Raw genomic sequence first — 25,307 nt, 5'->3', positions numbered from 1 at the left:
TTTTTTGTTACGCTATTTCCAAAGGTTTAATTAGTAACTCCACCAAACGTTTCGCTACAAGTTGAATAGCATAGTGTTCCAAAAATGTTTTTTTAGCATTTTGTTCCATTATTTTTTTTTCATGTGTTTTTAAAGCTACCCATTTTAATATAAGATTAGTGGTACCCCTTAAATCATCTTGTTCCACAAATCCTCCATTGCCATTTTTAATTTCCCGCCAAATATTAACTTTATCCGATATTAAAACGGGCGTTCCACAAGCCAAAGCTTCTACCACAGCAATACCAAAATTTTCTTGATGACTTGGTAAGATAAATGCATCTGCATTATAAAAAGCTCCCCATTTGGCATTGCCAGATAGCATACCCGTAAAGTGTACTCTAGATTTTAATTTAGAATCTTCACTCACGGTTTTGAGTAAATATTTCCCGTAATCCGATTCACAACCTGGACCTGCAATAACCAAATCTAAATCAACTTCACTTATACATCTTTTGTATGCCTCTAAAAGTAAATCAACACCTTTTTTTTGATGAATTCTACTTAAAAATAGCAGAAAAGGTCGATTTTCTAAACTTTTACAACAGTTTTGAAATGCTTTGTCCATATCGGCATTGTGAATGGGTGGAACGTCAACCCCAAGCCCCACAATATATTCCTTTTTGGGTTTGTAAGGTTTAAAAGGTTGTTTTGCCAAAAGCCGTTCTTCTTCGCAAGTAAATAACAATCCATCGGCGTTATTAACCACCTTGTATTCAATGAGTTTCCAGTACAACCAATTACGTATGGCTTTTAATCGTCTACCTTCCGCTTTTTGAAAATAAGGATCTAACATCCCATGTGGCATGACAAAATACTTAAGTCGATCTTGTTTTCTCATGCTGTTTATTGCTAAATAAACCACATACGAACTATACAACCATAAGCCATGTACCATAACCACATCATAATAATGCAAATTATCTTTGAGCCATGGGAGCAATTTAGAGTTGTATGCCCAAGGATTCTTGCTGGAGCCTAAGGCGTGAAGTTTAAAAGAATCATTGTTAATAAAATCGGCTTGTATATCATCCAAACTAACCACTTCATTGACGATACCGTTTTCCATGAGGCTGGTTGCAATGGTACGAACCGCTTTAGAAACACCTCCAAAAACAGGATCCATACTACTTACAACATGTAATATCTTTTGGGACATAAATTGATACTTTTTTATATGTTACTAAAAAACAAATCCTTCTGTTCTTGAAAAATATTTTGCTGTTTTCGGGATATCACTAATTTCTTTAGAGGGAATCCCTCCATATAATTTCCACTCCAATTCAAAAGCTTTATTCAACAGAGACTTTGCTCCTAAAACCGAATGCGAAGGTAATTTAGCACCTCCAAGCACTACACAATTTGTACCAACAAATGTATAGTCCCCGATCTCTATGGGAGCACTATCTTGAATATTTTCTATAACATTGATTGAATGAGTTAAAAATTGGGAATCATATCCTGCTATGGTACTAAACTTCCCTATATGTATAGTATTTGTGCAATCCAAATGATGGTTTTTTGTTATTGCCGAAGACGCCCCCAAAATTAATTCAGCTTTTCTATCCAATTGATGATTAAAGTGTGAAGCGTCTGTTTGTGTAGGAAACCCAGTTATCCAGTTACTTCTTCCGATGGTAGCGTTATTATCTATTTGAATTAAATCTAGATTTACAGCAACAGTAAAATGATCTATTCTCGTATTAGCTGCCATTATCAGCTTTTTTGGAAATATCCAAGACATGCCTATGCGAGCAGTAGAATCGATTTCAAAACCAAACCACTTTTGTAGTAAAAATCTACGTATTCTCCAAGGCATTACAGTTGTAAGAATTTTAAGTATCATTGCTTCTAATTATTTTTTTAATTCATCTACAGCAAATAAACCAAGGTAGCCTTGAATCATTTTATCATTAGAAAATTTTTGAATATTTTCAAACCCATTTTCAATAAGATTTCTTCTAAATATAGCGTCTTCTAGCTTTATAAATGCTTCAGCAAATAATTCAGGGGTTGTTGGATCAACATGTATTGCGGCTCCTCCACTTACCTCTGGCATGGGGTTTAAATTACTAGCAATAACTGGAGCTCCACAAGCTTGCGCTTCAATTACCGGCCAACCAAAACCTTCTGAAAGCGATGGAAAAATAAACGCCTTACATGCACTAAATAATGCCACAATAACCTGGTGTTCTGGCCGTACAATTGAAATTATTCTGTGTTCTAAACCTAATTGTTTAGCATAATTTAATAGGTCTTCTTCTAATGCTTCTCCGGCATAACAAATGTATCCATCCCATTTCACTCCTAAAACATGAACCATATCTAGTAAAAGTTTTCTATTCTTGCGCGGTAATGAAGATCCTACGTGTAATATAAATTCTTTACTAACATCCATACCATTATTATTTAATATGGTTTGATAGTCCTGTTTAAACATTGGAGAAAAGGGCGCGTTAAAGGCATTGTGAATAACCCTCCAATCTCTATTTTTTGTGATTTCAGAATCAGATAACTCCTTTAATTGAAACAATGTGTGTTCTGATACACAGGCCACTTTATTGGCTTTAGATAAATTATTAAGAATCCACGTTTGAAGTATTTTACCCATTCTCGTGGCAGGACAATAAGCATCAGAATAGCCGAAAGCACCTCTAATGGCTAAAACATCATGACACGTAATCCCTGATTGATATTTTGGCAAATACTTTAAATATGGTGCATTTGAATGGTCGCAAACATGATAAAAAAAACTAGCATTCTTTTTTGAATTTTTGAATACTCTCAATTGTATTATTAGAGGGAAAAGCAACCATTTATCAAGGTAACCTAAATATTTCCCAATCCCTTTATGTGGATTAAGTGATTTTATACCAAAAAAAACAATGGGTCTCCAAATGGTTGTATTAATTACAGAACTTTTAAAACCATCTGATAACATCAACGTGAAACGTTCCATGCTCTCTTGCTTATCTAACTCATAATTTCCAATTAATATAATGTGCATCTTTTTTAATTATATCTATTCCGTTTCCTCTATTTTTAATGTTGTCTTTTTAGCTGAAGCCAGAATTAAACCTCCCGATAATGTTGCAAAACCAAGTACTGTTGGTTGGGCCCATTGCCCTTGAATTAAAACCAAAAGTCCAAAACTTAAAAGCAACCATGGTAATAAATTACCTGATTTTAAACTTTTATAACTTTTCATGGAAATATCAGCGCAAAAGATCACTTTAATCAATAGAACCAAAATACCCAAAACAAAGCCCATTTCACCAACAACCCTAAGCCATTCCTGTTCTGAAATTAAAAAAGTCATTTCTTTACCTTTTGTTAATAACATGGCTGCTCCAGCATTTGTTCCCATACCCAAGCCATATCCAAAAAATGGTAAATCATTGGCTCCTAAAGCAGCAATCATACCTCCAAAAAAACGATCTATTAAGGAGTTAGACACCCCACCTTCCTCTCTACTAGCCACTTCAAAACGACTTGTAAAAGCTTCAGTTGCTGTTTGAAAAAAAGACAAATTGCTCAATAGTACCAAAGTCATTCCTCCTAATATTACAAAAACAAACATTCTCAGGAAAAATTTAGGATTACTGGCGACCGAAAAAAGCGTAAAAATAAGAGTAACCCCTATAGAAAACATCAATGTTCTACTTATTGAGAGTGGTATAGCCGCTAACAACCCAAAGGTTGCCGCTATTAATACAATTCTGTTTATTTTTATCTTGGCTAACCAAAAATAAAAAACAAAACAAGCTACAAAACTAAAAAACATCACATTACCAGTTGTAAACGAAAAGGTTCCTGGGGGTCTAAAATAGCCCATAGAACCACTAAATCCCGCACCTTCTATGTCACCTCCAACTCCTCTGTTCACCCATGCCGATTGTGGACTATAAAACTGTAGTCCTATAAGGATTACCATGGGAATGCATATTAATAATAATACCTTACCCATTTTAATAACATCGTCTTTATCAAACACTTTCCCAATAATAAACATAGCTGGAAAATGAATAATTAATACACGCACTCCAAAAATAGCCACTTTTAAATTGCCATGTCCAAATGAAAGTGTTGCAAAGAATGATAATAAAACTATGAAAGTCATGGCCAAAACATACATGTTTGGTTTTAACACATTATGTTTCCAACTATAATATATTAACCATATAGCTAGTGGGTCTCTAACAATTAATAATGGCGTGGACAAAAAAGGTAAAAACCATTTACGTAATGCCCCTTCAAAAATCAATAAGAAAAAATAAAGCCAAACTCCTTTTTTTAAAAGATTGAGTACCGCTGCTTCTTTTATTAAATTACTCGTATTTATTACTAATTCTTTATTCATTTTTAATGACTATTTACGTCAAATATGATTTATTTTCTTAAAATCGCTTCTGCCAATTCTTGTCCATAAACAGACCATGGTCTTTTCCTTGCTGTTTCTATAGCTGCTTTTCCTGCCTCCGCTATTTTTTCAGGTTTATTTATTAGCAATTGAATACAATCCTGCAAGGCATCTATTGAGCCTGCTTGTACCAACCAACCATTATGTCCATGTTCAATCAGGTCTGGTCCCGCTGTCCTATCTGTTGTTATAACTGGCGTCCCTTGTGACATCGCTTCTGTAATAACCAATCCGAAACCTTCAAAAAGTGAAGGAAACAACAACACATCATGATCTTGCATAAGTTTTAAAATCTGGTCGTGGGGTAAGCTGGGTATCCATTTATGCTTTAGTAACGCCTTATTTAAAGGCACACAATCGTCTGTACTTTTTCTTCCTACCACGGTAAGCTCCACATGTGGTAATAGATTTTCTACTGCAGCAAACATATTCGCAATACCTTTTCGTTGGGATAATCCACCTACAAATAATAATTTTAGAGGTCTATTCCCCATATTATATTCCCTTGTTTTTATAGGTTCAGGAAAGCCATAGGGTATTACTTTTACAGGTGCTAACTTACCAGGATATTCACCTAAACTTTTTGCCGTGAATGAACTGGCAACAAAAATACGGTCGGCCAATGCTAATTCTTGATCTTTTCTTTCAAGTTTTGCTTCAGAGTCCATAAAACCTGTTAACGTTGATGACCAATCTGGCCAACGTTCTTGTTCCCCTGAAAGCAATTTTTGTGCATAACGCCAATACCCAATAGGCAAATCGTAAAGACATTCTATACCATATTCTTTCGCTTTTTTAAAAGAATTAAGGGCTCCATCTTCATAGGCATATATAGCATTTAAACCTTGTTTAGATGCTTTTTTTAACTTATTAGCGATTTTTATATCAAGACTTTGGTATATAGCGTCTACAGAAAGAACTCCCGTTTCGTGTTTTATTAAACTTTTAATGCCTAGCCTAGAACTTACCAATCTTCCTATTTCCATATAAGGAGAGGTTTTTGTAAACGGTTTTAATTCAGATTCAAATTGTCTTCTGGAAATCTCTTTAAAAGGCCCTATAGTGCTTAGTTTATCAAGAGTATCTCCAGGAAAAGCGGCAATGGTTGTATAGAATTCATTTAGCATTTCTGCCTTTAACAAACCATTAACGGCTGCTCTGCTATTTTGATTACTAGTAGGGTGAGCTACCAAAATTTTTATCATTTTATAAATTTATTATAAATTATTCCAACCCAAAAATCTGAATTAGATATAAAATTTTTACCAAAATTATTTACCAAATTTAATCCTACTTAACTAAACTTAAATGAAAGCATTAATTATATAAAACAATTAATCTAAAAAATCTAGCCCTTAAACGAAAGAGATTTCAATAATTTATCAGCAATCTCATTAATACCTTTAACTTCAGTAGTATTAGGTAATTTTATATTCATTAATTCTGAAAAATTTCCTGATTTATATTGTAATAAGTCATTCGCTAAAACTAAGTTAAAATCACTTTTGGGTTTTGAATCCTCTGAGACTATTAAAATAGGAAGACCATGCTCTCTCATTGCTGCAACTGTTCCACTTTTCTCAATAACAAAGGAAGGATTAGTTGTGATACCAAAAGAGGCTTCTTGTAAAACAGCTGAAATTTCATCAGCTTCTAATTCTCCCATTACAACGACTTCAATTCCTAGTGATTCGAATTCTTTGATCCAATTTTCTCTTTCATTACCAGATCTTCCAATGAATACTATACAAGGATGCGTTTCTTTTTTTTTATCAAAATAATTTAAAACTTCTTCTGCAAATTGTTTTACGGGTGCTTTTGGGTGAATTGAACCAAAATTTATTAATGAAATTTTATTATTCTGTAAATATAAACTCCTGCCTTCTTTTTTAATTAATGGAATATTTCCAAATATAGGAAGGTATTGAGGATTCAGATTAAGCTTTTTTAATTCATGTAAATAAAATTGTGTGTGTGTGTGTACAACTTCAATACATATTTTTTTTATCAATGATTTTACTAAAAATCTTTGAACATATCCAATTAACAAAAATTTTATAGAATCATTTTGACGTAATCCCAACCAAAGTTCATGGAACATCACATGCCACTTTCTTGTACCACTAATTTTTTTTAATTGACTACCCAAACCGAATGGCAACCCCCTGATATTAAATGAATAAGGAACAAATTGAAGACTTAGCCACTCAGGATTATTAGAATCAATCCAGTTTTTAGCAATATTACAGCGCTCTTGCTTTGTTAAATGTAAGGGTAAGCGTAAAGTAGGAATAGACAAACCATACATCTCTTGACTTGTCTCATCAACAAAGTCTGTATAAGAATCATATAATGCTAGCATACCAACCTCAATATCTTTACGCATTAACTCCGCACAAAAACGCCTTGTATAATCCCCTACGCCATCTTTTCCAGACTCTAAACCGCCACAAACAAATAGTATCTTCATATGTTAAATAATCAAGAACAGAATTTTACACGAATTATTTTAAAGAATTAAAAATCTATTTTTTTCCAATTTGAAAATACTCAAAACCTTGTTCTTCCATCATTTTATTATTATATTGATTTCGACCATCAAACACTATAGGTTGTTTTAGTTGTGCTTTAAGCTCTTCAAAATCTGGAATTCTAAATTCTTTCCAGTCTGTTAATAAAACCATAGCATCTGCATCAATCAATGCTTCATATTTTGAATTACAGTAAGTAATACCCTCTAAGCCCTTTAAGTAAAATTCTTGAGCTTCATGCATGGCTTTTGGATCGTAGGCTTTAATTTTTGCGCCACGTTTTACCAACTCTTTTATAATATAAATGGATGGTGCTTCGCGCATATCATCTGTATCTGGTTTAAATGAAAGTCCCCAAATTGCAAATGTTTTTCCTGTTAGATTTTCTCCAAAACGCTTGATGACTTTTTTTGCAATTACAAGTTTTTGAGTATCATTGACAGCTTCTACGGCTGCTATTAATTGCGCTTCATAACCATTTTCTGCAGCCGTTCTATGCAATGCTTTTACATCTTTAGGAAAGCAAGACCCTCCATAACCACTTCCTGGATAAATAAAACTATAACCAATGCGACTATCTGAACCAATACCAATACGCACATCATTAACATCGGCACCAACTAACTCACAAATATTTGCCACCTCATTCATAAATGAAATTTTAGTAGCCAACATAGCATTTGCCACATATTTGGTCATTTCTGCCGAACGTACATCCATAGTAATTAAACGCGCTGAGCCGCTTCTAAAAAAAGGTGAGTATAAAGCTCTCATTTTCTCTGTGGTTGCTTCATCGTCTGCACCAATAACAACACGGTCTGGTTTCATAAAATCATTAATAGCATCCCCTTCTTTTAAAAATTCGGGATTGGAAACTACCTCAAACTTAATATCTACATTTCTTTTTTGTAGTTCTTCAGTAATTGCTGCTCTTACCTTATCTGCAGTACCAACTGGGACAGTCGATTTATCAACCACAATTAAAGGTGTTGACATATACTGTCCTATTTCTCTAGCTACTTGTAAAACGTATTTTAAATCGGCAGAGCCATCATCTCCCATGGGAGTTCCTACTGCGATGAAAGCTATGTCACAATTATTCAGATTTTCAGATAATTTTGTACTAAACTTTAGGGTTTTATTCTCATAATTTCTTTTAACCATGGCTTCTAATCCAGGCTCAAAAATAGGAATCACACCTTGTTCAAGCTTTGCTATTTTTTTATTATCAACATCTATACAAGTGACTTTATTACCCATTTCGGCAAAACACGTACCACTAACAAGACCTACATATCCGGTACCAATTACTGTTATTCTCATAAAATTGCTTTTTATTTATTGTATAATTTTCAATTATTTATATATACGAATTAAATTACTTTTTAAGCTTAACTAACAACCCTATATATGTTGTTTATACTTTCAAATGGTTATGTATTTTTTACTGAAACAATCGTTTATAAGATGACGTATAATTTAACTCTCTTTTTCGTTCTTTAATAAATTTAGCTGGTATCCCAGCAACCACATGATAAGGTTCGACATTCTTTGTAACAATGGCTCCTGCTGCTACTACAGCACCTTTCCCAATAGAAACCCCAGGCATAATCATGGCGGCCGTACCAACCCAAACATAATCTTCTACTATAACCGAGCGAACTCTCCCCGCAAAATCTGGACTATCCATATCGTGATCGGCTGTTAAAATAGTAACATCTGAAGAGATAGATACATTATTTCCTATAGTTATACCTCCTCTGTTATCAATTCGGCAACGGGCATTAACAACAGAATTTTCTCCAATACTTAAATGTTTTGCACAATCAAATACACATGTCATTAAAAAGCTACTATTCTTGCCAATATTAAACTTCATAATTTTTATATAATACCAATTACGTATAAAATGACTAGGCACTATAGCAATGAAATGATTACAAAAATATAGTCTTAACTCTGAAAAAAAATGTTTCATTTATATAACTTTAAAATTTTAATATCTACTAATGATTTAATCATTGATTGAGTTATATTCATTTTTATCAATTCTAAAAACATTGAAACATTTTAGTTAAGATTTTAATCATTTAGTTCTTAAACAACAAAGAAACACCATATCTTGCTCTACAAATTTGTAAATCGAATACTTTTCATATACGAAGAAGCATACAAGTAAGACAGACTACTAAAACCAAATAAAAAATTCCATTATAAACCGTTTTATTATTAATTTGACACTAATGTTTTCGCATGATAAAACAAAAGTCTATAAAAATTACTATTTCTTATACAACTTAAACTACTGCTTTTAAAAGCGCTTCCAATATAATGCCAAGTATTTGTTGAGTCGCCAAATTTAATACGTTGTATTCCAAGAATTAGAAACGCATCTGCAATTCGCTTATCAATCAAATTTGATAAATTAGAAATTTTTTCTTCCTTCTTAATATTTTTCAAATTGTCTATACATTCTTCAAACACATACCCTGTAGCTCTTGAAACTGTAGTTTCATTATTATCATGTAATCTGTAATTGGTTAATGCAAGATGAGAGGACTTTACTTTATTAGCCTTAAGCAATACACGATAAAAATAATAGGTATCTACCGCAGCACGATAATTGCAAATGGGCGAAGGCGACTTTTTTATAACACTTCTACTTAAAAAAGAAGCGGAAGGCAATATGGTATACTGTTTTATTTCATACTTAAGAAAGTCGAGTCCTGAGCCAAACTTATTGACAACAGGCCCCGTATTGTTAGAACCAATAAACGTCCAATTGGTATAAAATAAATCCAATCCAGAATCTTCAGCAAAACTACTTACAACCTCATTAAGCATATTTTCATCCCAATAATCATCTGCATGAAGAGTTCCTATAATATCTCCTTCACCAAGGCTTAGTACATGTTCCCAAGTAGCAGCCTGACCTTTATTAACTTCGTGCCCAATATATTTTATTCTTGAGTCATTTAAATACTGGGATATGATGTCCTGCGTATTGTCTTTTGAACCATCATCAACAATAAATAACTCCCAATTATTATAGGTTTGTTTAAGGACACTTTCTATAGCTTCTATAATAAAATCGGCATTATTATAGCTCATTATGCCCACAGTAACTTTTATATATCTCTCTTTTTCTAATTGCATAATTTACAATGATTAGAAATCATTTTTTTAGCCTATTATTTACTTTTTTCAAAAATCCAATCATTTTATCAAGAGAAGGATAATTATTTTTCAATTTATGAAGAAAAGACTCAAATGATGTTCTGTTGTCATGCCAACTTCCATTACATAAATGAATAGCATAAGAGTTTTTATCTAAATACAAGGTATTACCTACTAAAACATTTGAAGGCAAAATCAACATATTTTCCTTTAATATTTGTTGCTCATCTTTGTAAACAAAACCATACTTTTCTGCTACTTTAGATATATAAGAGCCAATTACAATATTATTTAAATCGATGGAGCCATCTTCTTTATAAAATGACATGTTATTATAAGCTTCTAAGCAATCTTTCATGTAAGGATGATTAGGTTCTGCAGCCATAATAGCAGCATTAATACCAATGCCATGAAATCGATCTTCAGGATTAATGGGTTTTGCGTTTTCGTCTAAATACTTTTTGTTATCCTCGTACATTCCTGGAACAATTTCTATTCCACTAAAAAAACCTCGATTTAACCATTCATCAAATGGTTTAAATACTCTAACATCAGAATCTAAATAAATACCTCCTTCTTTATAAAGTGCATACAACCTGATATAATCTGTTACAAATGCCCATTTGCGGGCTGCATAGGCGTCTCTTACAAAAGGAACAGAATTAAAGTCGAAACTTGAAGCATCCCAAATCCTAATTTCATAAGAGGGCATTATCTCCTTCCATGTATCTATACACCTTTTTAAAAATGGTGGAATCTCATCATTACTAAACCAACAAAGGTGAATTCTTTTTGGAATCATTACAAATTATATTTATGAATTAATTTAACACTTTGTTTCCATCCCAACAGTTTTCTTAGTAAACTCAACACTTTTCTATTAGGAAGTCTAAAACTTAAATCATACTTTTTAAGTATCACATGTACTTTATTATATAAATTAGAATCATATATATAATTTTCATACACAAAATTCCCTACATATTTTTCACAAATTTCTTTGTGCTGTATATCATTATTATATTGAAGAATGATACCAATAATGATATCATAAGTCGTTAAGACCGATTCAATGGCTTTTGATGATAGTACGGAACTTACGCCTGTTCCTGTTTGTCTCCATACAACATACTCCTCTGTTAGTGATAATGCCTTATCAGCTTTATTATAAAGTCTTGCAAAATATTCACCATCCTGATTTTTTAATATAGTTTCATCCCATCCCCCTGAAAGCGTCACCAATTTTCTTGGCATTAAATGGCATAATGGACAATTAAATCCAAGTCCATTCCAAATATCTATCAGTAATCCAATGGCAGGATCATAATCTTTATCTATTCCTCTCCTAGGTGACACGATATCTCCATTAGGAAATAACATTTTTAGTGGTGAAAAAACAAAGGATGTTTCAGTGCCTTGTTTTTGTAACATGTCAACTTGCTTCTCTATTAATTTAATGGAACAATAATCATCTGCATCCATAAATTTAATATAATCTCCAGAAGATTTTTCGAATGCATAATTTCGAGCTGCATTAGCACCTTTGCTTGGGTTATGATATAACTTAATATTGTTGCTTAAAAACGAACTTACTATTTCAACCGACCTGTCGCTAGAGCCGTCATCTACAATAATAACCTCAATATTATTATATGTCTGGTCTTTAATCCTTTGCATCGTTTCTTCAACATAAAGGCTGGCATTATACATAGGAATACAAACAGACACTAGTGGGTTATTTTTATCTACTTCAATCATTTAGATTTAAATATACTTTTATTCTTTAAAAACCATTTGTATTTAGTTTAAAACTAAGATTTCTTTAGGTATCAGTCTATTTATAGGTTTAAACTTCAATAGTCTAATTTCACTTTCAGATAGTTCTATTCTTTTTAAAGGAACAAATAGAAGGCGAATAAATGGCGTTTGAATTAATATTCTATAAATAATGTAACATAGAAATATGTTGAACCCAAATAGAAAAAAATGTAATAGGGGATCATATACCTTTAAGTCAAAAATGTGTCTGTATACATCTAATATAAAGATATGAAGTCCTAAAATAAAAAAACTAGCTCTAGAACATTCAATTAAAACCGTGTTTAAGTAGGGTATCTTTTCAAGATAACGACAGAAAAAAAAGACAGAAAAAATACCCATTATAGATAATAATAATAAATAGTGATAATTAAAAACAAATAGGAATAAATCCAAATCGGTTCTGAGCTTAAACTTATTTAAAACAAACCATCCGATACTAAACAATATGGGAAAAACAAACATAACGTTACTGTAAAAAAATGAAATCCCATTAAAATATCGGTCACTCCATTTTTTAAAGATATATCCTAAGCCCAAAAAAGTAAAAAACACAGGCACGTATACCACATAATATGCAGTAACGCTAGTTCTATTTAGAATGACCAAGAGTAAGACGAAAATTGATAAAAGCACATACTTCAATGGTTTTTTTAAATCCCAAATAATTATTCCCCCTTTTAATGCTAGTAATCCCCAAAACAAGGCCACTATAAACCACAAGGCGTAATTTACAAACCCTAAGTTACCAAATATAACTACCGATAACAAGGCGTTAACTGGACTTATTATTCCATGCAAACCTATAGAATCAGCCGTTATGCTATATTTTATGATATTTAAAATTGTAATGCTAAATAAAAACCCAATCAGAGGTTTTATTAATGCGTCTATTTTATCAAACAAAAACGCCTTGAAACTGGAGCCATCGTTCATTAAATACCCTGATATAAAAATAAAAATCGGCACTACAAAAATCATCAAAACATCATTAATTAAAAAACTAAGATTTGGATAAACATTATCTCCTTGAGTAAAAGGATAGTGCACAAGTGTCATTAAAATAATACTTAACCCTTTCGCTATGTCTAAAATTTTAATATGCTTATTATGCCCTGTTTTACTCACTTTTTATAATTTTGAGTGCTTATCAATAATGTACCATTTCACTTAAATGCTTTAGGTACTTTACGCTTATTTAAAACTTTATTTAACATGCCAGCATAAGCGACTTTCGTTTATTTAGATGGGGAGAAGGTTATAAACCATCACTGCAATTCTTGCAAAAAACTCTCCATCTTGATTGCTAAATATTAATGCATCTATTTTATTTACCTAGTTTTTCTCCATAACCGTACGTAGATGATTTATCGAACTTCACATCATTGAAAACGATCATGACCTGGTCTAACTTTTTATTAAGTGTGATATCATTAATGCCTTTAATCTCAGATTTGGTGGTATAATTACTTCTTACTATATACAAGGTAGAATCTACATAGTTCCTAAGCGAAAAGGCATCCGCCACTTTACCAATGGGAGGTGTATCAATAATAATATAGTCATACGTCTGCTTAAGTATTGCTATCAGCTCACTGACACGGTCGCTAAGCATTAATTCCCCGGGATTTGGAGGGATGGTTCCCGAAGCGATAAAATCCAGATTCGGATTACCCTTATAACGCACTATAATATCGGTCACTTCTACCTGACGATCTACAATATAATCCGTAATACCATGTTTATACTGAAGCCCAACGTCTTTCATCAATCTAGGAGCCCTCAAATCGAATCCTAATACCACTACTTTTTTTCCTGTAATGGCCAAACTGGCTCCTAAATTCACAGAAATAAATGTTTTACCTTCACCTTTCTTTCCGGAGGTAACCATTATTACCTGCTTATCCTCACCCTTAGAAATGAATTTTAAATTAAATCGCATTAAACGGAATAACTCCGATGCAGCAGACACATTGTTCTCAGATACTACGATAGTTTCCTTATGCTTGCTACTTGCAATAGAGCCTAATATCATAGTATCCGTTAAGGCTTTAATATCATCTGTAGAACCTACTTTTGTGTTTAAATTTTGTTTGACAAACACAAAAACAAATGGTACAAATAAACCAAAGAGCATCGCTCCCAAATATATGGATGTTTTATTGGGACTTATGGGATAGCTGGTAGACCTTGGAGTCTCTATGATTCGTGTATCAGAAAACGGTGCACTTATGGATAAGGCCTCCTCTTCCCTTTTTTGTAAGAGATATAGATACAACTGTTGCTTAATACTCTGATCCCTATTAATGTCAAATAAGGTTCTTTCCGCTGTAGGGACAGAAGATATTTTCGATTTATATTGATTCGATTTGTTTAATATATCCCGTTCAGTTTTAAGTAGACTGGATTTAATACTTTGAACATTATTTAAAATAGTAGTTTTCATATCCCTCAATTGTCTATCCAATTCGACCAGTAACGGATTGCTCTGTCCCGTATTTCTAATCATCGCTTTCCTGCTATAAAGTTGCTCATTATATTTGGAAAGTAATGAAATCAACGACGGATTTTGAATATTAAAAGAAGTGACCACTGAAGAAGATTCTAAATTAGATTGTTCCACGTTCATTTCTAAAGACTTTATAGCATCTATTTCTGCTCTAACAGTAATTAATTCACGACTTGCTTCATCTGCAAGCGTGACAAATCGCGATGCATCCGCCTCAACATTTGTAAGATTATTACTTCTTTTAAAAACCTCCACATCCCTTTCCGCATTTCCCAATTCTCCAGTCAAGAGTTCCAATCGTTGATCTACTAATTCAAGCGTTGTATTTGCTAATACATTTTTGTTTTCAGCAGATTTGCGAGCGTATACTTCAATGTGCTTATTAATAAGGTCAACACCTCTTTGGGGAATAGCATCTGTTAAACTTACTTCTAAAAGCCCCCCTCCTTCTGCACTAACTGGAAAAACCGTTAAATTTTGACTATAGCCCATGGCCATATTCTCCACATTACGAAATACTATGGATATTGGGGCTTTTGATATGAAATCGCCATCATTTGAATTCCATTCCACACTAAAGGATCCGGAAGGTGTACTTATAATCTTCCCAAAATTATAGGTCATACTCTTTACTTGATCCTCAGAATCAAACGTGTCTAGCTTATAAGTTTGCTCATCTAATATTGAAATATTGCCCACCTTCCCATATTGTAAAATGGGAAGACTATCATATAATTGCACTTTAAAAGGGAGGGCTTCTCCATACAATTCTACATCACCAAATCTACCTTGCGCATAATACCCAACACCCAAACCCAATTCTTCCAAGGTTATGGCCATTAAATCATAGGATTGAAATACCCCAATTTCATCTTGAATATTTCTAGACATTTTTATCAAGCCAAGATTACTTAACGATTCTGTTCCCGAAGCACCATTCCCTTGCTCTTTATCATTAAGCAAAATCTTTCCACTAATATAGTATTGGGGCACCACCTCATATCTGATATACAAAAAAGCAAGTGCAACACATATTGCTCCTCCTATTAAAAACAAATACCAATAACGCAAATAGCTGCGTAGTATTTTCATAATATCTTTTTCCATAGTTGCAGATTATATTTATATGAATGTAATATGTGAATCAAAATAATTTATTATTTATAAAAGAATTAAATAAAGTGAGATTTATAAAATTAACGTAAACCTAGCTATTTATCGTGTTATTTAAACATGTTTCTATACTAATTTCTAAGAATACAATCTCAAAGAAACATTTTTTTTTTAATATTTCAAAGCAACTAAATAAGTTGAAAAGCGAATTAATTAAAATTTACAGGATATAGATTTTTATCGGGGTTTAAATACAAAAAGTAATCATTTAATATGATAAAAATAGATATATAAATATCATTTAACTTTTTAGAGTTTATTCATATAATATTTGGGTTATTCTATAAATTAAAATTAACCGTATTATACGACGTCTTTAAGTTTGGCTTGAGCGACAACCCCCATTTCCTTTAATAAAAAGGACACATTGTTTTTTCTAACCCAATACACGATACCGCTATGATCTTTTTGCACACCTTTCTCTATCATGATTTCACTGCCTGGAATTAATTTTGAAAGTGCTTCCACATCATTACTATCGTCTGCCATCCATTTTTTCATAGTCCATATTTCTTCATTGGAAACAACTGCAGGTTTACCTTGCCAAAACAAATAACGTACTACGCCTGGAGCTCCAAAGACAAGGCCTCTATATTTTTCTTCAAGATTAACGAAAACAAAAGATTTAAACAAAGGTGTTTCCACAACTTTTTTGTTGTCGCTCCAATCCCTTGTATCTCTCACAACTGGACAAAACACTTCTACATTCATTCTTTCCAGTATATTTGCTACTTCTAGTTCTTGTTGTTCTTTTACACATAATACAAACCAACTCATAAATATCTGTTATTTAATTAATATTGTTTTACTTTTAGTATGCTTTTTCTTCACCAATTATAGCATTGGTTACTGTTTTAATTATAATTTTCACATCCAATAGCCAAGACCATTTTTCTACATAAAAAATATCTAACCTAATTCTGTTTAAAATATCTGAAGGTTTACTAACCTCACCTCTATAACCACTTATTTGGGCCAAACCTGTTATACCTGGTTTTACAAAATGTCTAACAAGATATTTATCAACTGATATTTCATAATCGGTAGTTTGAAGCTCCATATGCGGACGAGGCCCCACAACACTCATATGCCCCATAAAAACATTGAAAAACTGAGGAAGTTCATCTATACTGGTTTTTCTCATGATTCTACCAATTTTTGTAACACGCAAATCATTTCTAGTAGCCATCTTGCTATGTGCTTCACCATTGTAAGTCATAGATCTAAACTTAATACACATAAAAGCTCTGCGTTTTAGTCCATTCCTTTTTTGCATAAAAAATATGGGACCAGGGGATTCAAGCTTAATAAGCACATATAAAATGGGTATTAGCCACGAAAGCAATGTAACAATTACCAAAGAAGAAAAGACCAAGTCAAATACACGCTTACCAATACGGGAAAATTCAGTATCCAATGGCAATGTTCTCAAATCCAGGACGGGAATATTATCATATTTCTGGATGCTCATAGCTCTGGTAAAAACATCCTTATTATCTGGAATAATTTTAAGCTTAATTAAATTGTTATCTGCAAAATTAATTAGGCTTTGAAGTTCTGACTTAGAAAGTTTGGCCGCTGTACAATACACCTCATCTACATCATTATCTATTATATACTTAAAGCAATCAAAAAATCCTCCTAGGTAAGTTGGACTAGCTGAAGCGCCATCATCAAAAAAACCACAGTATCGGTACCCAAAATATGGATTATCAAAAACACGACGTATCTTTTTTAGGTTTTTGTCCCTTCCTATAACGACTACATTAACATAATTACCTCCTTTTAGCCTGTAATTTCGTATAAAATAATAGAAGATAAATCTGTATATAGTAAGTAATACACAAATCACTAAATAAACTAAAAAATGATATTGAATAAGATTAGGCAAATTACCGGTAAACCCAAACCAAGAGAAATAAGCGAGACCATAAATCAAGTATAGATAAAACATTTTCTTGATGTTAGTCATAAACTGTTCCTTACGAGCAGTTGGGTAATAATTTAAAGTATATGTAATGATTAACCAAGAAATGTTATAATACAATATACTTAAAACATTTTGGTAAGTTTCAGGAGTCATAATATACAAAACACCATTAATGATAGTTAAATGTATTATTATGGAGAAGGGAATAATTAAATGAGAGTAACTCCTAGTTTTCATATAGCAATTATTTAAACAACTTTTTGGCTACTTGGTTGCCAAATCATATTAAATTAAGTTATTTTAAAACAAATTTTTTTTTAATGTATTGAATATATTATTATTCATAAGGGTTTTTGTGTCAATACAATGTATGCGCTATTAATCAAAAATTCGGTGTCTTATTTATTATAATACTGTTTTCTAGTCCAATATTATTACGGTGTAAAAATAATATAGAATGAAACTATAACTATTACATGTTCTATACATAGCATTAATATTCGTTGAATTACTATTTTTTGAAATTATTAATACTATCTAATTTTAAATTTTTGTTTGAATTATCAGAAAAGCATTAGAGATATTCTTGTAAATAAAGGCTTTTAGATTTTTTAATCTAACGATTCTTAAAGATTGCTTAATTCTATTAAAACAAAAAATCACCTTAAATAATAATTCTACTTGTAAAAGTATTGATTATTAAAACCAAACTTTTTAAGAATATATTTTCAATTGATTTAGAAATAATAAAAAAAGCATCCCACATCAATTTTACATGAAGTAAGCTTTATCATTAAAGCAAGTTATTCTATAGCAATGTATTATAAAGAGGCTTCTAAAATTCGGGATTTATGTAAGGCTGTTAATCTTATATGATTTATAGATGCCGGAATGAGTATAGACTCACCTTTATTCAAAGTATAGCTTTCATTATGACATTCCAATTTTAAACCACCATCAACACACATATAAATAACAAAACTATCAAGATGACTATAATCCCTTTCCATGTCGCCATCAATTTCAATAATATTGGTTTTAAAATATGGTGAATGCACCAATTTGCTAGATTTATTTAATTCTGCCTTATAATCCGTTTTGTATGTATCATAACATTGATAATCAATAGCATCCACCGCTAATGCCGTATGCAGCTCTCTGGTTTCTCCAGTTTTAGCATCTACGCGATTATAATCGTAAATTCTATAAGTAATATTGGATGTTTGTTGAATTTCCGCTAATAAAACGCCCGCACCAATAGCATGTACACGACCTGTTGGGATATAAAAGGTATCGCCGACCTTTACTTTTTCAATATTTAGAATATCCATGAGGGTTGAATCCTCTAAATGGTGTATGTATTCTTCTTTCTCCACCGCTTTATTAAATCCAACAATAAGTTCGGCATCTTCATCAGCTTGCATAATATACCACATCTCATTTTTTCCAAATGAATTATGGCGTTCTTTTGCCAACTCATTACTTGGATGTACTTGAATAGACAATGGCGTTTTGGCATCTATAAATTTAATTAGTAATGGAAACTCATTACCAAATTCCTTATATACTTTACTCCCTACAAAATCAGCTTTATAAATATCAATTAATTCCCTTAATGTCTTTCCCTTTAAAAAACCTTCTAAAACTTGTGTCTCATTATCGTCTACATCCGAGATTTCCCATGACTCACCAATAAAGTCTTCATCATAGTTCTTATTTAATACTGTTTTAAGTTTATCTCCACCCCATATTCTATAACTATAAATAGGTTGGAATTTCAAAGGATACAATGCAGATGTATTTGATATCATAATAACAAAACTTTATTAAATTAAATTATTCGTCAAAATTAGCCTTGATGAAGTTGTTATCCAAATTATTCCTTCAAATACTAATAATACTTGTTAAAACACTTCACGACCTTATAAATATATTGTCCTTTTTGTTATTTAGGTTAGTTTTTTTCGACCTAAATCAGTAGTTTTCTTTTTTAAACAAAAACATCTACTATGCAAAAGACTTATTATGATCCTGCCGATTTAAAAAAATTTGGAAAAATCTCTGAATGGAATGAAGAATTAGGTTCTAAATTCTTTGATTACTATGGGAAAGTATTTGAAGAAGGGGCACTTACCGAACGTGAAAAATCGTTAATAGCCTTGGCTGTTGCCCACACCATTCAGTGCCCCTATTGTATTGATGCTTATACAGGCGATGGCTTACAACGAGGCATTACTAAAGAAGAAATGATGGAAGCCTTACATGTGGCGGCGGCTATTCGGGGCGGTGCTTCGTTGGTTCATGGGGTTCAAATGATGAATAAAGTTAATAAATTAGATATGTAAGCAGAGATCCATTTTGATTTTTAAAATGGCTAAAGAGAAGCCGAAGGATTTCTAAATAAAACTAAGTATGATTAAGTCCCTACACAAGCGCGAAAGTGAACTTGCCAATACCCATAAACAATTAGAGATTTTATCTAATGGCATTTTTAAAACTGGTGATTTGCCGACTTTTAAGAATAAAATTTCTGAAACCAATCAATTTCCACTTAAAGCGAAAAAACTAGAGGTTCTTCAAATAAATGTGGGTTATATGTGCAACCAGGTTTGTGAACATTGTCATGTAGATGCTGGTCCCGACCGAAAAGAAATTATGACTAGAACAACCATGCAGCAATGTTTGGAGGTTATAAAAAAAACCGGCGCACATACTTTAGATTTAACGGGCGGTGCCCCAGAAATGAATCCAGATTTTAGATGGTTTGTTGAAGAAGCTAGTAAAGTTGGTGTTGAAGATGTTATGGTTCGCTCTAACCTAACCATTATGACCGCCAACAAAAAATACAACGATTTACCTGAGTTCTTTAAAAAACACAACATTCATGTGGTAAGTTCCATGCCGCATTGGACGCGTGGAAAAACAGACAAACAACGAGGCACCGGTGTTTTTGATGCATCTATAAACGCTTTAAAAATGTTGAATGCCATTGGGTATGGTATGCCAAACAGCCCTTTAAAATTAGATTTGGTTTATAACCCATCGGGGGCATTTTTACCAGGAAATCAAATGTCCTTAGAAAAAGATTTCAAAAAGGCTTTAAAAGACGATTTTGATATTCAATTCCACAATTTATTCGCTATTACCAATTTACCTATTAGTCGGTTTTTAGATTATTTAATAGCTTCTGATAATTATGAAGATTATATGTATACATTAGTAGAAGCTTACAATCCTGCTGCTGTTGCCAACGTGATGTGTACCAATACCATTTCTGTTAGCTGGGACGGTTATTTATACGATTGCGACTTCAATCAAATGCTGGGGCTGCCTATAAATAATAAAATAAAACATATCTCTGAATACAATGAAGACTTATTAAAAGGACGAGACATCGTCATTTCACAACATTGCTATGGCTGTACCGCTGGTGCAGGTAGTAGTTGCCAAGGCAGCGTAACATAAAAATAATATTATTAAAAAATAATGACATGGGAATTTTAAGTAACAATGACACTGAGGACAATCAAGATATGATTGCTAATTTTTATTTTCCAACATCAAAAAATGCACTAATTATCTTCGCTAGAAATCCAGAACTGGGTAAATGTAAAACACGTCTTGCAGAAACTGTTGGCGATGAAACGGCATTAGAAATATATAAACACCTACTATTACATACGGCTACTGTTGCTAAAAACATTCCTGCAGACAGATTCGTTTTTTACTCTAAAACTATTCAAAAAAACGATATTTGGGATGATAACATTTTTAGAAAAAAAGTACAATCTGAGGGTGATTTAGGCGTTAAAATGGAGAATGCTTTTTTAGAACTCTTTCAAATGGGTTATGATAAAGTTATTATTATTGGTAGCGATTTATTTGAACTAAGACCACATCACATTAACACAGCTTATAAAGACTTAAACACAAATGAGGTGGTTATAGGTCCTGCAAAAGATGGTGGTTATTATTTATTGGGACTGTCCAAAATGAATGTAGGCCTTTTTAAAAATAAACCATGGAGCACTACCAATCTATTGGAAGAAACCATAAAAGAATTAAATAATAAGAACAAATCATTTACTACTTTAGAAGCATTAAATGATATAGATACCTATGAAGATTTCATAGCATAAAATCTCATTTGTAATTGCAATAAAATCAAATAATTAAATGATTAAATATATAGAAGAAACCGTAGACTATTTACAAGGCAAAGGCTTTGATAACCCTGAAATTGGCATCATTCTAGGTACTGGGTTAGGAGAACTATTAAATGACGTTGACATCATAAAAGAAGCTAGCTATAACCACATTCCAAACTTCCCAACTGCAACCGTAGAATTTCATAAAGGCAAACTAATTTACGGTATTTTAGGAGGTAAAAAAGTGATTGTGATGCAAGGACGTTTTCATTTTTATGAAGGCTATTCGCTACAAGATGTTACTTACCCTATTCGCATTATGGAAAAACTAGGCATAAAAACTTTATTGGTTTCCAATGCGGCTGGTGCCATCAATCTTAATTTCAAAAAAGGCGAATTAATGTTGATTGAAGACCATATCAACCTTCAAGGAAACTCTCCACTAGCTTTTAAAGGTGTAGAACATTTAGGGGAGCGTTTTGCAGATATGAGCGCACCGTATGATGCTGAAATCAATTCACAATTTAAAAGCATTGCCAAGGCCAATAACATCAAACTTCATGAAGGTGTGTATGCTAGTGTGGTTGGACCGCAATTGGAAACCAGAGCCGAATACCGCATGCTAAAAATTCTGGGAGCCGATGCCGTAGGCATGAGCACCGTACCAGAAATTATTGTTGCCAATCATTTAAAATTAAAAGTAGCAGCTGTTTCTGTTTTAACAGATGAATGCGATCCAGATAATTTAAAACCTGTGGATATATCAGAAATTATAGGCATGGCAGAAAAAGCAGAACCAAATATGATTACGCTTTTTAAAGAATTGATTAAAACACTTTAAATAGTCATCAGCCTCTAAGAATTACAAACTAGAATGAAGTCTAACAGTGAAGCGGGCTAATATCTAATAATCTAAAAAAATGAGCTATTTAGAAACCACACATAACGTATATAAAGAAGCAGCCTTAACACCAGATGTTGGTTTATGCTGCACCACAAACCCCATTTGGGAACTTCCTGGGCTTAAAATCCCTAAAATCATGCAGGAAATGAATTATGGTTGTGGTAGTACCGTACATGCACGTGATTTAACCAACAACCCAAAAATGCTTTATGTTGGTGTTGGTGGCGGTATGGAATTATTGCAGTTCTCATATTTTAATCGTCAAAAAAGTGGTGTTATTGGGATTGATGTAGTTGATGAAATGCTAGAAGCTTCCCGTAAAAACTTCATTGAAGCTGAAAAATTAAACCCTTGGTTTAAAAGTGAGTTTGTTGACCTTAAAAAAGGGGATGCCATGCATCTTCCTGTTGAAGACAACAGCATTGATGTGGCTGCTCAAAACTGTTTGTTCAATATTTTTAAAGCTGATGATTTAAAAAAAGCTATTGCTGAAATGTATCGGGTGTTAAAACCTCACGGTAAATTGGTAATGAGCGACCCCACTTGTGAACAACCTATGAATGATGATCTAAGAAATGATGATAGGCTTCGCGCATTATGCCTTAGTGGCAGTTTACCAATAGCTGACTATGTAAAAATGCTCACTGATGCTGGTTTTGGAACCATAGAAATTAGAGCTAGAAAACCATACCGGATTTTAGACCCAAAACATTACGCAACTGATGCATTGATTTATATAGAATCTATTGAAGTGGCTGCCATAAAAGACCCCATGCCTGCCGATGGCCCATGTATTTTTACAGGAAAAGCCGCTATTTATTACGGGGATGCTGATTATTTTGATGATAAAAAAGGACATGTTTTACTAAAAAATCAACCTTTGGCTATTTGTGATAAAACTGCGGGTGCTTTGGCTAGTTTGGGTCGAGATGATATTTTTATTAGTAGATCCACCTATCATTATGATGGTGGTGGGTGTTGTTAAATGCCTGCGAAAACAGGAATCTTTTTTATCTAATTGAATTCAAAATACAGTTTTCTGCCTTTGCAGGAAGTAGCATGGAAAAATATATTGAACTCATAAAAAAATCATATTCTGGTTATTGGAATTACTTAAAACACGAGTTAATTTCAATCAATCACTGGGATAACTATTTTTATGGTTTAATTGCTATTTCATTATTAGTTTGGTTGCTTGAAATTATATTTCCTTGGCGGAAAAATCAATCCATTTTTCGGAAAGATTTTTTGTTGGATACATTTTACATGTTCTTCAATTTCTTTCTACTTAATTTAATGGTACTCATAGCACTTTCAAATACCGCTGAAGCCATTCTAAATGATATTTTAAAAATGGTGGGGTTATCCATTTCAAGTTTTAAACTTTTTGATTCCAATAACTTACCTAAATGGTTAGGTTTATTTATTTTATTCATTGTAAACGATTTTGTGCAATGGAATACCCATCGATTATTACATCGCGTGCCTTTGCTTTGGAATTTTCATAAAGTACATCATAGCGTTAAAGAAATGGGGTTTGCAGCCCATTTGCGCTATCATTGGATGGAACCTGTCGTTTATAACTCAATCCGATATATACCCCTTGCCATTATTGGTGGGTTTAACGCACAAGATATTGCTATTGTTCATTTTTTCAACATAGTTATCGGACATTTGAATCATGCTAATTTGGGCTGGAACTATGGCCCTTTTAAATATATCTTCAATAATCCTAAAATGCATATTTGGCATCATTCCAAACAACTTCCTAAACAGGCAAGGTTTGGCGTAAATTTTGGTCTAACATTAAGCATTTGGGATTATATTTTCAAAACAGTTCATATCCCGCATAGCGGAAGAGATATTGAATTGGGCTTTGAAGGTGATGAAGATTTCCCAAAGGATTTTATCAGTCAGGAGCTATATCCATTAAACAAAAAGTAATGTCAAAATTAGTTGCAGGAATAGTTTTTTTCATTTTAGGATTTTCAATCCATGCTCAAAGTTTTGACCATTCACAGTGGACTACTATTTTACAAAAGTACGTATCTGAAAACGAACAAGTTGACTATCAAAACCTCAAAAAAGACAGAAAATCATTAAGCAACTATATTGCTTATTTAAGTGAAAACACACCAAAAGATAATTGGTCAAAAAACGAAAAATTAGCTTATTGGATTAATGCCTATAATGCCTTGACAGTCGATTTAATTTTACGCAATTATCCTATAAAAAGCATAAAAGACATAAAAAATCCCTGGGAACAACGACTATGGAAATTAGGAAACAAATGGTATAATTTAGATGAAATCGAACATGACATTTTAATAAAAATGAATGAACCACGTATTCATTTTGCTATAGTTTGCGCTTCATATTCTTGTCCGAAATTGCAAAATGAAGCTTATGTGGCATCAAAATTAGACGCGCAACTCACTAAAGCCACCCAAGCGTTTTTAGCTGACTCCAACAGAAATAACATCAGTGAAAACCATCTTCAACTTTCAAAAATTTTTCAATGGTTTTCAAAGGATTTTAAACAAGGTGGTTCGTTGATTGATTTTTTAAATCGATATTCAACCATTAAAATTTCAGAAAATGCCAAAATAAAATATAAAGATTACCATTGGGCTTTAAATGAGTAAATCGAAATATCAT

General features: G+C 32.5%; 22 protein-coding genes and 1 pseudogene. 7 read left to right on the top strand and 16 right to left on the bottom strand.

What is annotated here, in order from left to right:
- Positions 1–7: 7 nt before the first annotated feature.
- The 16 genes and pseudogenes from DKT72_RS06670 to DKT72_RS06595 all read right to left on the bottom strand — a co-directional run bounded on the left by DKT72_RS06670 (position 8) and on the right by DKT72_RS06595 (position 19,408).
- Entirely contained in the window at positions 8–1,198 is a 1,191-nt protein-coding gene (locus tag DKT72_RS06670) for a glycosyltransferase (protein ID WP_235841633.1), read from the bottom strand.
- A gap of 24 nt (positions 1,199–1,222) precedes the next feature.
- Positions 1,223–1,885, bottom strand: a complete 663-nt coding sequence (locus tag DKT72_RS06665) for an acyltransferase (protein ID WP_111307959.1) — start codon at positions 1,883–1,885, stop codon at positions 1,223–1,225.
- A gap of 9 nt (positions 1,886–1,894) precedes the next feature.
- Positions 1,895–3,046 carry a glycosyltransferase gene (locus tag DKT72_RS06660; protein WP_111307958.1) on the bottom strand — a complete coding sequence of 384 codons (1,152 nt, stop codon included), beginning with the start codon at positions 3,044–3,046 and terminating at the stop codon, positions 1,895–1,897.
- A 15-nt stretch (positions 3,047–3,061) separates the two neighbouring features.
- On the bottom strand, positions 3,062–4,399 hold the full coding sequence (locus DKT72_RS06655) for an O-antigen ligase family protein (protein ID WP_111307957.1): 1,338 nt from the start codon (positions 4,397–4,399) through the stop codon (positions 3,062–3,064).
- 29 nt (positions 4,400–4,428) lie between these two features.
- The gene (locus DKT72_RS06650; RefSeq protein ID WP_235841632.1) at positions 4,429–5,664 is read right to left on the bottom strand and encodes a glycosyltransferase family 4 protein; all 1,236 of its coding nucleotides are present in this window, start codon (positions 5,662–5,664) and stop codon (positions 4,429–4,431) included.
- A gap of 143 nt (positions 5,665–5,807) precedes the next feature.
- Positions 5,808–6,929, bottom strand: coding sequence for a glycosyltransferase family protein (locus DKT72_RS06645; protein ID WP_111307956.1), 1,122 nt, complete (start codon positions 6,927–6,929; stop codon positions 5,808–5,810).
- Between the two features lie 55 nt (positions 6,930–6,984).
- The gene (locus tag DKT72_RS06640; RefSeq protein WP_111307955.1) at positions 6,985–8,313 is read right to left on the bottom strand and encodes a UDP-glucose dehydrogenase family protein; all 1,329 of its coding nucleotides are present in this window, start codon (positions 8,311–8,313) and stop codon (positions 6,985–6,987) included.
- Between the two features lie 169 nt (positions 8,314–8,482).
- Positions 8,483–8,680 (bottom strand): annotated as a pseudogene (locus DKT72_RS18815) (DapH/DapD/GlmU-related protein); the annotation flags it as partial.
- A gap of 539 nt (positions 8,681–9,219) precedes the next feature.
- Entirely contained in the window at positions 9,220–10,146 is a 927-nt protein-coding gene (locus DKT72_RS06630) for a glycosyltransferase family 2 protein (RefSeq protein WP_111307953.1), read from the bottom strand.
- A 19-nt stretch (positions 10,147–10,165) separates the two neighbouring features.
- Positions 10,166–10,969: a glycosyltransferase family 32 protein gene (locus tag DKT72_RS06625; protein ID WP_111307952.1), complete on the bottom strand. Its 804-nt coding sequence runs from the start codon at positions 10,967–10,969 to the stop codon at positions 10,166–10,168.
- The gene (locus DKT72_RS06620; protein WP_111307951.1) at positions 10,969–11,925 is read right to left on the bottom strand and encodes a glycosyltransferase family 2 protein; all 957 of its coding nucleotides are present in this window, start codon (positions 11,923–11,925) and stop codon (positions 10,969–10,971) included. The genes DKT72_RS06625 and DKT72_RS06620 overlap by 1 nt, the downstream gene beginning before the upstream one ends.
- A gap of 42 nt (positions 11,926–11,967) precedes the next feature.
- Positions 11,968–13,113 (bottom strand): acyltransferase family protein, encoded by a 1,146-nt coding sequence (locus DKT72_RS06615; RefSeq protein WP_111307950.1) that lies wholly within the window; start codon positions 13,111–13,113, stop codon positions 11,968–11,970.
- 199 nt (positions 13,114–13,312) lie between these two features.
- The gene (locus tag DKT72_RS06610; RefSeq protein WP_111307949.1) at positions 13,313–15,601 is read right to left on the bottom strand and encodes a GumC family protein; all 2,289 of its coding nucleotides are present in this window, start codon (positions 15,599–15,601) and stop codon (positions 13,313–13,315) included.
- A 369-nt stretch (positions 15,602–15,970) separates the two neighbouring features.
- A complete protein-coding gene (locus DKT72_RS06605) occupies positions 15,971–16,444 on the bottom strand; it encodes a UpxY family transcription antiterminator (RefSeq protein WP_111307948.1) in 474 nt (157 codons plus the stop codon).
- A gap of 34 nt (positions 16,445–16,478) precedes the next feature.
- Positions 16,479–17,834 (bottom strand): exopolysaccharide biosynthesis polyprenyl glycosylphosphotransferase, encoded by a 1,356-nt coding sequence (locus DKT72_RS06600; protein WP_111307947.1) that lies wholly within the window; start codon positions 17,832–17,834, stop codon positions 16,479–16,481.
- 584 nt (positions 17,835–18,418) lie between these two features.
- Complete coding sequence (locus DKT72_RS06595; protein ID WP_111307946.1) at positions 18,419–19,408, bottom strand: type I phosphomannose isomerase catalytic subunit; 990 nt, start codon at positions 19,406–19,408, stop codon at positions 18,419–18,421.
- Positions 19,409–19,606: 198 nt separating this feature from the next.
- Here DKT72_RS06595 and DKT72_RS06590 point away from each other — a divergent pair, with 198 nt between their 5' ends.
- The 7 genes from DKT72_RS06590 to DKT72_RS06560 all read left to right on the top strand — a co-directional run bounded on the left by DKT72_RS06590 (position 19,607) and on the right by DKT72_RS06560 (position 25,294).
- Positions 19,607–19,942, top strand: coding sequence for an arsenosugar biosynthesis-associated peroxidase-like protein (locus tag DKT72_RS06590; protein ID WP_111307945.1), 336 nt, complete (start codon positions 19,607–19,609; stop codon positions 19,940–19,942).
- A gap of 67 nt (positions 19,943–20,009) precedes the next feature.
- Positions 20,010–21,062, top strand: coding sequence for an arsenosugar biosynthesis radical SAM (seleno)protein ArsS (gene arsS, locus DKT72_RS06585; RefSeq protein ID WP_111307944.1), 1,053 nt, complete (start codon positions 20,010–20,012; stop codon positions 21,060–21,062).
- Between the two features lie 26 nt (positions 21,063–21,088).
- Positions 21,089–21,736: a TIGR04282 family arsenosugar biosynthesis glycosyltransferase gene (locus DKT72_RS06580; RefSeq protein WP_111307943.1), complete on the top strand. Its 648-nt coding sequence runs from the start codon at positions 21,089–21,091 to the stop codon at positions 21,734–21,736.
- Between the two features lie 37 nt (positions 21,737–21,773).
- Positions 21,774–22,586, top strand: a complete 813-nt coding sequence (locus DKT72_RS06575; RefSeq protein WP_111307942.1) for a purine-nucleoside phosphorylase — start codon at positions 21,774–21,776, stop codon at positions 22,584–22,586.
- A gap of 79 nt (positions 22,587–22,665) precedes the next feature.
- Complete coding sequence (arsM, locus tag DKT72_RS06570; RefSeq protein ID WP_111307941.1) at positions 22,666–23,634, top strand: arsenosugar biosynthesis arsenite methyltransferase ArsM; 969 nt, start codon at positions 22,666–22,668, stop codon at positions 23,632–23,634.
- Positions 23,635–23,708: 74 nt separating this feature from the next.
- Positions 23,709–24,593: a sterol desaturase family protein gene (locus tag DKT72_RS06565; RefSeq protein WP_111308042.1), complete on the top strand. Its 885-nt coding sequence runs from the start codon at positions 23,709–23,711 to the stop codon at positions 24,591–24,593.
- Positions 24,593–25,294: a DUF547 domain-containing protein gene (locus tag DKT72_RS06560; RefSeq protein ID WP_111307940.1), complete on the top strand. Its 702-nt coding sequence runs from the start codon at positions 24,593–24,595 to the stop codon at positions 25,292–25,294. The genes DKT72_RS06565 and DKT72_RS06560 overlap by 1 nt, the downstream gene beginning before the upstream one ends.
- Positions 25,295–25,307: the final 13 nt, after the last annotated feature.

Source organism: Confluentibacter sediminis (assembly GCF_003258355.1).
GTDB classification, from domain to species: Bacteria; Bacteroidota; Bacteroidia; order Flavobacteriales; family Flavobacteriaceae; genus Confluentibacter; species Confluentibacter sediminis.
Note: the sequence above shows the minus strand (reverse complement) of the source record. Positions and strands in the feature narration are given on the sequence as shown.